Source organism: Bradyrhizobium viridifuturi, assembly GCF_001238275.1.
Lineage (GTDB): Bacteria > Pseudomonadota > Alphaproteobacteria > Rhizobiales > Xanthobacteraceae > Bradyrhizobium > Bradyrhizobium viridifuturi.
On sequence record NZ_LGTB01000015.1, the window covers coordinates 41,863 to 55,529 of the forward strand.

At 65.5% G+C, this 13,667-nt stretch carries 13 protein-coding genes; 8 read left to right on the forward strand and 5 right to left on the reverse strand.

Annotated elements, in window-relative coordinates:
* The first annotated feature begins 24 nt into the window (after positions 1–24).
* Entirely contained in the window at positions 25–429 is a 405-nt protein-coding gene (locus ALC15_RS15465) for a GFA family protein (protein ID WP_050627977.1), read from the forward strand.
* Positions 430–490: 61 nt separating this feature from the next.
* Here ALC15_RS15465 and ALC15_RS15470 read toward each other — a convergent pair whose 3' ends face one another.
* Positions 491–1,264 carry a GGDEF domain-containing protein gene (locus tag ALC15_RS15470; protein ID WP_063781834.1) on the reverse strand — a complete coding sequence of 258 codons (774 nt, stop codon included), beginning with the start codon at positions 1,262–1,264 and terminating at the stop codon, positions 491–493.
* 144 nt (positions 1,265–1,408) lie between these two features.
* Positions 1,409–1,885, reverse strand: a complete 477-nt coding sequence (locus ALC15_RS15475; protein WP_244486106.1) for an NUDIX hydrolase — start codon at positions 1,883–1,885, stop codon at positions 1,409–1,411.
* Between the two features lie 185 nt (positions 1,886–2,070).
* Between ALC15_RS15475 and ALC15_RS15480 the strand changes: the two genes are divergently transcribed.
* The 4 genes from ALC15_RS15480 (at position 2,071) to ALC15_RS15495 (ending at position 7,636) form a co-directional block, all read left to right on the forward strand.
* Positions 2,071–3,297, forward strand: coding sequence for an aminotransferase class I/II-fold pyridoxal phosphate-dependent enzyme (locus tag ALC15_RS15480; protein ID WP_050627979.1), 1,227 nt, complete (start codon positions 2,071–2,073; stop codon positions 3,295–3,297).
* A gap of 16 nt (positions 3,298–3,313) precedes the next feature.
* Positions 3,314–5,794 (forward strand): DNA translocase FtsK, encoded by a 2,481-nt coding sequence (locus tag ALC15_RS15485; protein WP_050627980.1) that lies wholly within the window; start codon positions 3,314–3,316, stop codon positions 5,792–5,794.
* Positions 5,795–5,894: 100 nt separating this feature from the next.
* Positions 5,895–6,707 carry an outer membrane lipoprotein carrier protein LolA gene (locus ALC15_RS15490; RefSeq protein ID WP_050627981.1) on the forward strand — a complete coding sequence of 271 codons (813 nt, stop codon included), beginning with the start codon at positions 5,895–5,897 and terminating at the stop codon, positions 6,705–6,707.
* A 113-nt stretch (positions 6,708–6,820) separates the two neighbouring features.
* Positions 6,821–7,636, forward strand: a complete 816-nt coding sequence (locus ALC15_RS15495; protein WP_050627982.1) for an exodeoxyribonuclease III — start codon at positions 6,821–6,823, stop codon at positions 7,634–7,636.
* 185 nt (positions 7,637–7,821) lie between these two features.
* Here ALC15_RS15495 and ALC15_RS15500 read toward each other — a convergent pair whose 3' ends face one another.
* Complete coding sequence (locus ALC15_RS15500) at positions 7,822–8,262, reverse strand: Crp/Fnr family transcriptional regulator (protein WP_050627983.1); 441 nt, start codon at positions 8,260–8,262, stop codon at positions 7,822–7,824.
* Between the two features lie 57 nt (positions 8,263–8,319).
* A complete protein-coding gene (locus ALC15_RS15505; RefSeq protein WP_016841446.1) occupies positions 8,320–9,006 on the reverse strand; it encodes a response regulator transcription factor in 687 nt (228 codons plus the stop codon).
* A 241-nt stretch (positions 9,007–9,247) separates the two neighbouring features.
* Here ALC15_RS15505 and ALC15_RS15510 point away from each other — a divergent pair, with 241 nt between their 5' ends.
* Positions 9,248–9,787, forward strand: a complete 540-nt coding sequence (locus tag ALC15_RS15510; protein ID WP_050627984.1) for a L,D-transpeptidase family protein — start codon at positions 9,248–9,250, stop codon at positions 9,785–9,787.
* A 105-nt stretch (positions 9,788–9,892) separates the two neighbouring features.
* Positions 9,893–10,678 (forward strand): 2-keto-4-pentenoate hydratase, encoded by a 786-nt coding sequence (locus ALC15_RS15515; protein WP_050627985.1) that lies wholly within the window; start codon positions 9,893–9,895, stop codon positions 10,676–10,678.
* Positions 10,679–10,835: 157 nt separating this feature from the next.
* Here ALC15_RS15515 and ALC15_RS15520 read toward each other — a convergent pair whose 3' ends face one another.
* The gene (locus ALC15_RS15520; protein ID WP_050627986.1) at positions 10,836–11,540 is read right to left on the reverse strand and encodes a YggS family pyridoxal phosphate-dependent enzyme; all 705 of its coding nucleotides are present in this window, start codon (positions 11,538–11,540) and stop codon (positions 10,836–10,838) included.
* A gap of 108 nt (positions 11,541–11,648) precedes the next feature.
* On the opposite strand from ALC15_RS15520, the gene ALC15_RS15525 reads away from it, so the two are divergent.
* Entirely contained in the window at positions 11,649–13,340 is a 1,692-nt protein-coding gene (locus ALC15_RS15525; protein WP_050627987.1) for a sensor domain-containing diguanylate cyclase, read from the forward strand.
* Positions 13,341–13,667: the final 327 nt, after the last annotated feature.

The window sequence follows — 13,667 nt, forward strand, 5'->3', positions numbered from 1 at the left end:
CGACAACAAAAACGGGAGGACGTCATGAAGGTGCAAGGCGGGTGCTATTGCGGCAACGTGCGCTATGAGGCCGAAGGCGAACCGATGATGGCGGCGCAATGCCTGTGCCGCGAATGCCAGTACATCACGGGCGGCGGGCCGAACCTGTTCATGGCAATGCCGACCACCGGCTTCAGATACACCGCAAGCGAACCCAAGCAGTTCACGCGCAAGGACCTCGAGCGCGCCGTGACCCGGGAATTCTGCCCCGAATGCGGCACGCATCTGGTGACCAAGGTGCCGGGTCTGCCCGCCACGATCCTGAAGGTCGGCACCTTCGACGACCCCAGCGTGTTCACCCCGCAGATGACGATCTACACCTGCGACAAGCAGACCTTCCACCATCTGCCCGAGGGCAAGCCGTCATTCGACAAGCTGCCGGCGCGCTAAGCCTTGCGTATCGATTGTGCGTGGCCCGGATTGCGCTTCGCTCCATCCGGGCTACGAACACTCACGCGGCATCCCGCGCGTGCTCGACGCGGTCGCGGCCGTGGCGCTTGGCCGCGTAGAGCGCCTGGTCGGCGGTGCGCATCAGGCCGCCGAGATCGAATCCGGCGTCCTTCACCGTGAAGCCGATGCTGATCGTCACCGGCAACTGGGTTACGCCGTCGAGGATGGTTCTTGCAGCGCAATCGCGGCGGATTTCCTCGGCGCCGCGCGCGGCCTGCTCGTGGCTCCGGCCCGTCAGCACCGCCGCGAACTCCTCGCCGCCGTAACGCGCGACCAGCGCGCCGTGCCGGACCGCGAACTCGCGCAGCACGTCGGCGATCTCGACCAGCACTTTGTCGCCGATCTCATGTCCGTAGCGGTCGTTGATCGACTTGAAATGGTCGATGTCGCACATCAGCACCGCCGCCGACGCGCCATCCGTCTCAGCCTTGTCGAGCGCGATGGCCGCCTCGGCATCGAAGCCGCGCCGGTTCAGCAGCCCGGTCAATTGGTCAGTCTGCGAGATCTGCGCGAGCTCGCGGCGGGTCTGCGCCAGCTCCAGCATCAGCATCCCTGCACGATACGACATCGCGCCGCTGAGCGTGACCCCGATGAAGACGCCCGCAGTCAATCCAAACGCCTGCATCTGCCCGACCGTGATCGACGCGGCCAGGTCGCGGCCGAACACGAGCATGCCGATGCTGAAGGACATCGCCGCGGTCATGCCGGCGGCAATGACCATCACCTTCCCGGTGCGGCGCAGGACATCGCCGCGTGTCTCGATCTTGATGGCCATTTCCGTCTGCACGAACTCGCAATATGCGGGATCATTCATTCGCGCTGTGTTGCGAATTGCTGAAGGGATTTCGTGGCGCGTGCGGCGCCTTAACGGCGGGTAAAGCGGATCGCTCGAATCCGCGACAACCGCCGGCAAGCAGCATTAGTCGACCAGCACTTCCTCGTCCGGCGGCTCGCCGGGCGCGCCGTCGCGCAGATAGTTTTCAAGGATGGTGGCGAGCGACAGCGGCGTCAGCCGTTCCTGCGCGCGGGACAGATCGGCGATCGGCCACCAGCGGAAGCAATCGAGCACCCTGGCCTCAGCCGCATCAGTCATCACGGGGTGAAAGCGATCCGTATGAACGATCCGGTATTCTTCCTTCTGGGAGATTCTCCGGCCGCCCCAATTGAAGGTGTGGTGACGCCGCCAGACGGCGGGGCCATGCGCGAAATCGACCAACCCCAATTCCTCGGCGAGCTCCCGCCGCAACGCCGCTTCAGGCGCCTCGTCGCCCTCGATGCCGCCGCCGGGCGCGATCCAGAAGCAGTCTCCGTGCGGCGGTCGAATCCGCAGCAGCAGGACCTCGCGGTCGTCCGTGACGATGAGCGCCCTGACGGCGCGGCGGTGGATCAAGTCCAAGAGCAATCTCGGAGCAATTTCGATGCGGCATTGTTCGGCCAGCGCTGATATCACGCGCCGGCCGATCGCGCCGCGCCGCCGATGGTTAATCGCGTCTTAACCTCGCCCTATCTATGGTGACTTGATCGGTTTACGGTCGGCGCCCCCTCAACCCCGACCGCAGTGAAAGTGCTGGCATTTCAACCATGGCAATGACCGCCTCATCCGGCTTGGCGCAGGGCGCCGGCGATGTCGCATCCGCCGGCCAGGCCGAGCGTTCCCCATTCGTGCGTACCACCGAGTTGCTGGCGCCGTACCAACCGGCTAAGCCATTGATTACACTGTCGGTCGGCGAGCCGCAGCACCCGGTGCCTGATTTCGTCGGGCCGGTGCTGGCAAAGCACACCGCCGAGTTCGGCCGCTATCCGATGGCCAAGGGCATCGAGCCGTTCCGCCGCGCGGCCGCGACCTGGCTGGGAAGCCGGTTCCAGTTGCCGCGCGCGGTCGATCCGGAGAGCGAGGTGATGGTGCTGAACGGCAGCCGCGAGGGGCTGTTCTTCGCCGCGATCACCGCCGCCCGCTACGTCTCGCCGCGCAAGGGCCGGCCGGCGGTCCTGATGCCGAATCCGTTCTATCCGGCCTATGGCGCCGGTGCCCGCGCGGCCGGCTGCGAGCAGATCTATCTGCCGACCACGCTCAGCAACGGCTTCCTGCCCGACCTCGATTCGATCGACGAGGCGACACTGGCGCGCACCGTCGCGTTCTTCCTTGCCTCGCCGGCCAATCCGCAGGGCTCGGTCGCCTCGCGCGCCTACTTCACCCGGCTGAAGCAGCTCGCCGACCGCCATGGCTTCATGATCCTGAGCGACGAGTGCTACTCGGAGATCTACACCCGCGAAGCACCGGGCAGCATGCTGGAATGCGCCGGGCCCGACTTCACCAATGTGGTCGCGTTCCAATCGCTGTCGAAGCGCTCGAACCTGCCGGGGATGCGGGTCGGCTTCGCCGCCGGCGATCGAAAGTTCATGGCCGCCTTCCTCGAGCTGCGCAATGTCGCCGCACCTCAGGTGCCGGTGCCGCTGCAGCATGTCGCGGTCGCCGCCTATGGCGACGAGGCGCATGTCGAGGAGAACCGCCGGCTCTATCGCATCAAGTTCGATCTCGCCGACCAGATCCTCGGCAGCCGCTACGGCTACAAGCGGCCCGCCGGCGGCTTCTGCGTCTGGCTCGACGTCTCCGATCGCGGCGGCGACGAGGCGACGACGGTGAGGCTCTATCGCGACGCCGGCGTTCGCGTGATTCCCGGCAGCTATCTGGCGCGCGAGCAGAACGACGGTTCCAATCCGGGCGCGGGCTATATCCGCCTCGCGCTGGTCTCCGACAGTGAATCAACGGCCGAGGCGATGCATCGCCTGGTCGAAACCCTGGGTTAATCGCGAAGCGCGAAGATTGAGTATGCCAGCGATCGAACGTGTCATCCCCCTGGTCGGCCATCTGCCGCTCTCGCTGCGCGAGGCGCTGGCGCGGCGACTGCGCGAACTGACCGGGCTCGGCCTGATCGCGCTGTCCGGCGCGATCACCGCTGCGCTGATGACCTGGTCGGTGCAGGACCCGTCGCTGAGCCACGCCACTTCGCGCGCGATCCGCAACGTGCTCGGCTATCCCGGCGCGATCGGTGCCGACCTCCTGATGCAGATCCTCGGCCTCGGCGCGATCATGATGCTGCTGCCGGTCGCGGTATGGGGCTGGCGGATGCTGACGCATCGTCCGTTCGACCGCGAGGCGCTGCGGCTCGGCTGCTGGATCCTGTGCACGGTGATCGCGGCGGGCTTTGCCAGCTGCTGGCCGCACAACACGTCGTGGCCGCTGCCGACCGGGCTCGGCGGCGTGGTCGGGGATGCCTTGCTGCGCGCGCCGGCCGTGGTGTTCGGCCCGCCCGGCTTCATCTACCGCGTCGTGCTCGGGCTGATCCTGTTCGTCGCGATGGCGGCGTGCTTCCTGTTCGCCTGCGGCTGGGGCGCCAAGGAGCAGGACGAGGAGCTGACGCCGATCTCTGATGATGACGAGCCGTTCGTCGAAGAGGACGAGGACCGCAGCTCGGTCTCGCTGGGCTGGCTGTTCCACGCCCTGATGAGCGCGAAGGCACGACTCGGCTGGCTGTTCACGACAGCCTATAAATCGCTGGTGTCGAGCGGAGCGCAGGGCCGCAGCGCTGCGTTCGAGCGCCAGGAGCCCAACATCGGCGGCGGCCGCGCGGCGCCCTCGATCGCGCCGGCGCATGACGATCACGACGAGGACGAAGACGAGGCCGAGGCTTTCGACGACGAGGAAGAAGAGGACGAGGAGGAGGAAGCTCCCGCCGCCCGCGCCCCGCGCAAGAAGGCCGAGCCGAAGCCGAAGAAGAAGAATTCCGACAAGTTCGAGCTGCCGTCGGTCTCGGTGCTCAGCGCGCCGAAGGCGAGCGATCGCCAGCCGCTGAGCAAGGCCGAGCTGGAAAACAATTCGCGCGCGCTGGAAGGCGTGCTGCAGGACTTCGGCGTGCGCGGCGAGATCGTCAAGGCCAATCCCGGCCCGGTGGTCACGCTGTACGAATTGGAGCCCGCGCCCGGCATCAAGTCGTCGCGCGTGATCGGACTGTCCGACGACATCGCGCGCTCGATGAGCGCGCTGTCGGCCCGCGTTGCCGTGGTCGCCGGCCGCAACGCGATCGGCATCGAGCTGCCGAACGCGCATCGCGAGAAGGTTTATCTGCGCGAGCTCCTGGTCGCCAAAGAAAGCGTCGATTCGGTCGCCAAGCTGCCGCTGTGCCTCGGCAAGACGATCGGCGGCGATCCCGTCATCATCGATCTGGCGCGCACGCCGCACATGCTGATCGCCGGCACCACCGGCTCCGGCAAGTCGGTCGCGATCAACACCATGATCCTGAGCCTGGTCTACCGGCTGCGCCCGGATCAGTGCCGCCTGATCATGGTCGATCCGAAGATGCTCGAACTCTCGGTCTATGACGGCATCCCGCACTTGCTGACGCCGGTCGTCACCGACCCGAAGAAGGCGGTGGTCGCGCTGAAATGGGCCGTGCGCGAGATGGAAGAGCGCTACAAGCGGATGGCCAAGCTCGGCGTCCGCAACATCGACGGCTACAATGCGCGCCTCGTCGAAGCCAAGGGCAAGGGCGAAGAGCTGACGCGCACCGTGCACACCGGCTTCGACAAGGAGACCGGCAAGGCGATCTACGAGGAAGAGAAGCTCGACCTCGAGCCGCTGCCCTACATCGTCATCATCGTCGACGAGATGGCCGACCTGATGATGGTCGCCGGCAAGGACATCGAAGGCGCGGTGCAGCGCCTCGCGCAGATGGCGCGCGCCGCCGGCCTGCACGTGATCCTCGCCACGCAGCGTCCGTCGGTCGACGTCATCACCGGCACGATCAAGGCGAACTTCCCGACCCGCATCGCCTTCCAGGTGACGTCGAAGATCGACAGCCGCACCATCCTCGGCGAGATGGGCGCTGAGCAGCTGCTCGGCCAGGGCGACATGCTCTACATGGCGGGCGGCGGCCGCATCAGCCGCGTGCACGGCCCGTTCGCCTCCGACGAGGAAGTCGAGAAGGTGGTTCGCCACCTCAAGACGCAAGGCGCTCCGGAATATCTCGAAGCGGTCACTGCGGAAGAACCGACCGACGAGGACGGCGCCGTGTTCGATGCCACCGGCATGGGCGGCGACGGCGGCGGCGACCTGTTCACGCAGGCGGTTGCGATCGTCAAGCGCGACCGCAAGGCGTCGACCTCCTACATCCAGCGCCGGCTGCAGATCGGATATAACCGCGCCGCCTCGCTGATGGAGCGGATGGAACTTGAGGGCATCGTCGGCCCTGCGAATCACGCCGGAAAGCGCGAAATCCTGGTCGGGGAGGAAGAAGGCCAGTTCTGATCGGGGGCGATCATCACGGAAAAACCATATCTCCCTCGGAAGAGGCGGGATAAAATCCGGCGAAGCGGGACGAGCGTCGAACAGAGACCTGACATATCTGATGGCAAAACACCTCATTGACCGCGGCGCGCGCACTGCGCTTGCTCTTCTCGTCACCGCCGCGATCGCCGGCGGCGCGACTGCGCAGAATGCGCCGACGACGCCAAAACCCGCACCGAAGGCTGCGCCCAAAGCCAAGGACGCCGGCGCGCAGAGCAATGCGGACAAGGGACCGACGACGACAGGCGCCACCCAGGCACCGCCGGACCCGGTGATTCCCGATCCGCGCCGCAACGTGCCCGCCAACATCTTCCAGACCTTCGACGCCAACCAGAAGGCGCAGGCCGCCAAGGTCTCGGCCTATCTGTCGTCGTTGCAGACGCTGGTCGGAAATTTCGTGCAGGTCGGCCCTGACGGCACCAAGACCAAGGGCGACTTCTACATCCAGAAGCCCGGCAAGCTGCGTTTCGAGTACGACAATCCGAGCACCATCGAGGTGATCGCCGACGGCTCGTCGGTCGCGGTGCGCGACCGCAGGCTCGCCACCCAGGACATCTATCCGCTGTCGCAGACCCCGCTGCGCTATCTGCTGTCGGACCGCATCGACCTGATGAAGGACACCAACGTCGTCAGCGTCACCGCCGACGACGTGTTCGTCAGCATCACGATCGAGGAGAAGCAGGCGCTGGTCGGCACCAGCCGCTTCCTGCTGATGATCGGCGCCAAGGACGGCAAGCTCAAGCAATGGACCGTCACCGACCCGCAGGGCTACGACACCACGGTTGCGGTCTACAATCTCGACGCCACGCAGAAGCCCGATCCGGGCCTGTTCAAGATCGACTTCACGACCTATCCGGGCTCCTCGCCGGGCTAGCCGTCACGCGTAGCTGCGCAGGATGGGTAGAGCGCAGCGAAACCCATCCTCGCCTACGACGCTGTGGACAAAGCGCCGACCCGCGCTGAGAACCATGCTAAGACCCAGCTCTCATGCGGTTCTCCGTCACCACCTGGAACATCAATTCGGTGCGCCTGCGCATCGACATCGTCGCCAAATTCCTGAAGAGCGCCCGGCCCGATGTGCTGTGCCTGCAGGAGACCAAGTGCATCGACGATGCGTTTCCGTTGAAGCGCTTCAAGCGGCTCGGCTATGAGCACGTCGCGCTGAACGGGCAGAAGGGCTATCACGGCGTCGCCATCGTCTCGCGGCTGCCGTTCGAGTCGACCGACATCCGGACGTTCTGCGACAAGATCGACTCGCGGCACATCTCGGTTTCGTTCGGCGAGAAGGCGCAGCTTTCAAAGCCGCTGGTGCTGCATAATTTCTACGTGCCGGCCGGCGGCGACATTCCCGATCCCGCGCTCAATCCGAAATTCGAGCACAAGCTGCAGTTCCTCGACGAGATGAAGAGCTGCGAGCCGCTGCATCCGCGCGGCGACGATCGCCACATCCTGGTCGGCGACCTCAACGTCGCACCGCACGAGAACGACGTGTGGTCGCACAAGCAGCTGTTGAAGGTGGTCTCGCACACCCCGGTCGAGACCGAGAAGCTGCTCGCGGCGCAGGCGCATGGCGAATGGTTCGACATCGCGCGCGAGCGGATCCCGATGTCGGAAAAGGTCTACACCTGGTGGAGCTATCGCGCCGCGGACTGGACCGTCGGCGACCGCGGACGCCGGCTCGACCACATCTGGGTCTCGCGCGCGCTGAAGGATCAGGTCAGCGACTTCAAGATCACCCGCGACGCCCGCAGCTGGGAGCGGCCGTCGGACCATGTGCCGGTGACGGCGGTGATGGAGGTTTGATTCACTGGCGGAGCAGCAACGTGATCCGTCACCTTGAGGAGCGCGAAGCGCGTCTCGAAGGGTCGACGGCCCCAGCCGGGCCGTGCATCCTTCGAGGCTCGCAAGGGCTCGCACCTCCAGCGACAAAGGCGAAGCCTTTGCGCGGGGATGACGGATCAGGACGATGGCGAAGGCTACAGCGGCAGCTACGTACTCAACTTCCCACCCGCCATCAGAATATCGCTCGCGAGCTGGCTGGTGCGCAGTGCGAGTTCGTCGCGCAGGCGGCGAGCTGCGGCGGGGTCGCTTTCCAGCACGCGCTGGAACAGGCTGCGGGCGACGCGGATCACCGAGCCGCGCTCCAGTGCGGTCGCGGTCGACGGCCGCTTCATCGCGACGATCAATGCAAGCTCGCCGATCAGCGCGCCGGGACCTGCGATGATCTCGGCGCCGCCTTCCTCGACGCGAAAGGTACCGCGCTGCACGACATAGCCGGCGTCCGCAGTGTCGCCGGTCTTGAACAGCACCTCGCCTGCGTTGAAGTCGCGTTGCTCGGAGCCGATCGCCAGCATGCGCAAGGAGCTGTCGCCCAACAGACGCATCGTCGGGACCCGCTCGAGCAGGGCTACGTCATCATCGATCGACATTCAGGGCCGGTAACCGCGGTGCGCCTCGATTTCACGAATCGTTGAGCGCGAAGCGTATCACGGCACCAGCTTGTAGCCACCGGCTTCCGTGACCAGGATTTCCGGGTTGGCGGCGTCCTTCTCGATCTTCTGGCGGAGGCGGTAGATGTGGGTTTCCAGCGTGTGGGTGGTGACACCGGAATTGTAGCCCCAGACTTCCTGGAGCAGGGTCTCGCGCGACACCGGCATCTGGCCGGCGCGGTAGAGGAAGCGCAGGATCGCGGTTTCCTTCTCGGTCAGCCGCACCTTCCTGGCATTGGCGCCGGTGAGCATCTTCGAGCCGGGCCGGAACGAGTAGGGGCCGACCGAGAACACCGCGTCCTCGCTGGCCTCGTGCTGGCGCAGCTGCGCCCGGATCCGGGCCAGCAGCACCGCGAAGCGGAACGGCTTGGCCACATAGTCGTTGGCGCCGCTTTCGAGCCCCAGGATGGTGTCGGAATCGGTGTCGTGGCCGGTCAGCATGATGATCGGGGCCTTGAACCCACCCTTGCGCAGGCTACGGACCACTTCGCGGCCGTCGGTGTCGGGCAGGCCGACATCCATCAGGACCAGGTCGGGGGAATTGGCTTTGGCGGCAGTGGCGCCCTTGGCGCCGGTATCGACTGCGGAGGCTTCGAATTCCTCGTGCAGGGACAGCTGCTCGACCAGCGTATCGCGCAGATCGGTATCGTCATCCACGATCAAGATCTTGCGGGCATTGGCCATAGGTACAATCCTTCGGGGCGGGGCGGTCAGAAGCGGGGGGCGCTTAAGGCCGTAGCATCGGCTAGATATCTGCTCAGGTAGGCGATTGTTACCGATTCACAAGGCAACGCAGTCTACCTCAAATCCGGCGGGGCAGGACGTGAATGTCCTGTAATACCGGGTGATAGAATGATCCGAACATCCGAGGCAAGTTCAGTTTGGAACGATTCTTAGGGGAAGATCAGCTATTTCAATCACTTATATGACAGTCAAACGTGATCGCCCGCTCTCCGCCATCGAGGTCCGCGCCGCCGCCGGCAACCCGCGCCGGGGCTGGCTGACGGCCGACGGCTGGACCGTTCCGGTGGCGCTCGGACGCGGCGGAATCCTCGCCAACAAGCGCGAGGGCGACGGCGGCACGCCGCGCGGCATGTTCCATCCGCGGCAACTCTGGTGGCGCGCCGACCGGCACCGGCGGCCGGTGACCTTGCTGCCGACCCGGCCGATCCGCCGCGAGGACGCCTGGTGCGAGGATCCCGCCGACCGCCATTACAACCAACCGATCCGGCTCGACCGCGACGAGGGCGGCGACCGGCTGACCCGCGAGGATCACCTCTACGACTTCATCGTTGAGATCGACCACAACGCTGCGCCGCGCATCGCCGGCCGCGGCAGCGCCGTGTTCCTGCACCTGGCGCGGTCGAATTTCGGACCGACCGCGGGCTGCGTCTCGATGACGAAAGCGTCGATGCTGCGGCTGTTGCGGCGGATGAGCCCAAAGACAAAGATCATCATCGAGTAGATAGCTGGGCATCGGTTTTCCCACGCGACAGACGCGACGCGTTTGTGCTGAGATTGCGCGCGACCCAAAAACATTCCCCAAAATAAAACTCGCGGGAGCGAAACCATGCTCGACAGCAACCAGATCGCGGCCGCTGCAATAGTCCTGAGCGATCACTGGCACGCCGGCACCAAGCTTGGCGCGCTCGACGGCGCGATGCGGCCGCGCGATCGCGCCGAGGGTTACGCGGTGCAGGCCGAGCTGGAAAAGACCTCGCGCGAAAAACTGTTCGGCTGGAAGATCGCGGCGACCAGCGAAGCCGGCCAGAAGCACATCAACGTCGCCGGGCCGCTGGCGGGGCGCATCCTCGCCGAGACAGTGATCGCAGATGGCGGCACCGCGTCGATGAAGGGCATCGAGATGCGCGTCGGCGAGCCGGAATTCGCCTTCCGCATGGCGCGTGACCTCGTGCCGCGCGCAACGCCGTACAGCGTGCAGGAGGTGCTGGATGCCGTCGGCACGCTGCATCCCGCGATCGAGATTCCGGATTCGCGCTTCACCGATTTCGTCTCCGCCGGCGAGGCGCAGTTGATCGCCGACAATGCCTGCGCGCATCTGTTCGTGCTCGGACCCGCGACATCGGCCGACTGGCGCGCGATCGATCTGGTCGAGGAACGCCCGACCATCACCCTGCGCGGCGAGCGCTACATCGGCCACGGCAAGAACGTGCTCGGCGATCCCCGCGTGGCGCTCGCCTGGTGCGCCAATGAATTGCGCGCGCTCGGGCTGACGTTGCGGGCAGGGGAGGTCGTCACGACAGGCACCTGCCACCCGCCGCTGCCGATCGCGGCCGGAGATGTGTTCGCGGCCGATTTCGGCGCGATCGGAAAGGTGTCGGTGAAGTTCGGGTAACAACCGCTCTTGCAGGACACACCGCTGTCGTCCCTGCGAAAGCCGGGACATATAACCACAGGGCTTGGTTGTTGAGTACCGACTAGCCGCGTGCCCTTTGCGATGGCCGCGGCGTATGGGTCCCTGCTTTCGCAGGGACGACGCTGGTTATGCGGCTTCAGTTGTGCGGCACCGTCCGCGTGCCGAAAATCGCCGAACCCACCCGCACATGCGTCGCACCCATCGCGATTGCCACGGCGAAATCCGCGCTCATGCCCATCGAGAGATTTTTGAGCCCGCTGCGCGCGGCGATCTTGGCGCAGAGCGCGAAATGCGGCGCCGGGGCCTGGTCGACCGGCGGGATGCACATCAGTCCTGAAATCTGCAGACCGTATTTGTCGCGGCATGCCGCGATGAAGGTATCCGCATCCTGCGGCGCGACGCCGGCCTTCTGTGGTTCCTCGCCGGTATTGATCTGGACGAACAGTTCCGGGTGCTTGCCCTGATTTTTGATTTCCTTGGCTAACGCTTCGCAAATGCTGGTGCGATCAACCGAATGGATCGCATCGAACAGCGCGACCGCCTCCTTGGCCTTGTTCGACTGCAACGGCCCGATCAGGTGCAGCTTCAATCCGGGATGAGCCTGGAGCAGCTCCGGCCACTTGCCCTTGGCCTCCTGCACGCGGTTTTCGCCAAATACGCGCTGTCCGGCGCCGATAATCGGCAAAATTGCGTCGGCCGCGAAGGTCTTCGACACCGCGATCAGAGTCACCGACGCGCGGTCGCGCCGCGCCTCCTTGCAGGCATGCGCGATCTCCTGCTCCACGGCGGCGAGGCCGTGTGGTGAATCAGCCGATAACGGCGTGGTCGGGCTTTGCGTCATGCTTGTGCCGTTCTCTGACAGATGCGGGGTTTGGCTCGAATTTTACCAAATTCGGGAAAGGCTTTTTGAAGCCCTGCATTCTACCTTGCGCGCGGGCAAGGGAACAGAATGTCGGGCGTCACTTTCAACCGCAACCGGGTCAGGCTCAAGAAGGTTCTGGGTATCCGTGCCCGGCTCGCCTTGCTTGCGCTGATGCTGGTCGCGCCCCTGATGCTCGATCGCGTCCGCACGCTGGAAGATTTCCGCAGCAAGCAGATCGCGCAGGCCGCCGCGGGCTACGCCAGCCTCACCGCGCATGCCGCCGAGACCCAGCGCGAAGTGGTCTCCTCGGTCGAGACCATGCTGAAGTCGGCCGCCTATATCCGCGCCTCCGGCGGTATCGGGCAGAGCTGCGAGGTGCTGCGCGCCAGCCTGCCGACGGTGCTGCCCTGGATCCGCAGCATCATGTTCGTCTCCCGGGATGGCGTGGTGCAGTGCTCCACGCTCAACATGCAGGTCGGCCTCGACCTTGGCGACCGCGAATATTTCAAGAAGGCGCAGGATAATCGCGGCTTCGTATTCAGCGATTATCTGCGCGGCAAGACCAATGGCCGGCCGATGATGATGGCCGCCTATCCGGTGGCGGCGATCAATCCGGAGCAGGACGCCGTCGTGGTCGCCGGGATCAACATCGACTGGCTGTCGCAGATCATGGCCAATCTCGGCGGTCAGCCCGGCATGTCGGCCGTCCTGGTCGACTCGACCGGGGTCGTGATCGCGGCTCCCGCGGATCACGCCAGCCTGATCGGCCACTCGCTCGATACTATCCCCTTGATGTCGGCGATTGCCGAGAAGGCGCTGAGCTACGACGAGCCGTCGGGCTCGGTGTCGTTCACGGCCTCTGACGGCGCACAGCGCACGCTGAGCTTCGCCCGCATCGCCGGAACGCAGTCCCGGCTGATCGTCAGCATGGACGAGGCCAAGGTGACGGCGGCGATCAACCGCGAGATCCGCACCGCCTATCTGCAGCTCGGCTTCGTCTGCTTGTTCGTGCTGCTCGGCGCCCTGGTCGGCGCGGAGCGGCTCGTCATCCATCCGATCGAGCTGATGACCGGCATGGCACGGCGATTCGGCGAAGGCGACTGGTCGGCGCGCGTCGCCAAGCACAAGCTGCCGTCGGAATTCGTGCCGCTGGCGCGCGCCTTCAACGCGATGGCGGCACAGCTCAGCCAGCGCGAACGCGAGCTCGTTGAGTCCAACGACCGTCTCACCGTGATGGCCTCGATCGACGCGCTGTCCGGCCTTGCCAACCGCCGCGGCTTCCAGAGCCGGCTCGACTTCGAATGGATGCGGGCGCAGCAGTATGGATGCGAGCTGTCGCTGATGATGATCGATGTCGATCATTTCAAGCTCTACAACGACACCTACGGCCATCCCGAAGGCGACGTCTGCCTGACGCGGATCGGCGAAACCCTGGCGGGGATCGCCGCCGACACGATGGGCTTTGCCGGCCGCTATGGCGGCGAGGAATTCTGCCTCTTGCTGCCGAACACCGATGCCGCGCATGCGCTCGCGATCGGCGAAACGGTGCGCACGGCAGTGCTCGGCCTCGCCGTGCCGCACGCGCCCTCCAGCCATTGCGTCGTCACCGTCAGCATCGGCGTCGCGACCACCAAGCCGAACGACACCCAACGCCCCGGCGACCTGATCGAAGCCGCCGACGCCGCCCTCTACGCCGCCAAGCGCCGCGGCCGGAACGCCGTCATCGAGCACGGCTTCCTGCAGACCCTGGACGAAGCGGGGATGGCGCTGGCGAGCTAGCTGCATCGCCCAGTCCAGGTGGGCAGCCTCGAGAGATCATCCCAGACATTGCTGGCGCTCCCATCGACACGTAGCGGGATCGTACCCAATTGGTAGTCCGGATGCCGCCGTGACCCGTTTCGGATAGCCGCTGCTATTAGGTCAATGCTGCTGCCCGATAGCCCCTCGTTCCGAAGTTGCCGGGCATATCTCTACTCACCATCGTGCGGCCATGCTTTGGTCAAAACTGCGTTGAGTGCTTGGCGGGAACATCGACGTCACGACAATGCGATTCGCCGCTTTTGGTGACACTGGATCAGGGGACAGGTCGCCAACGCATTCTTGAGA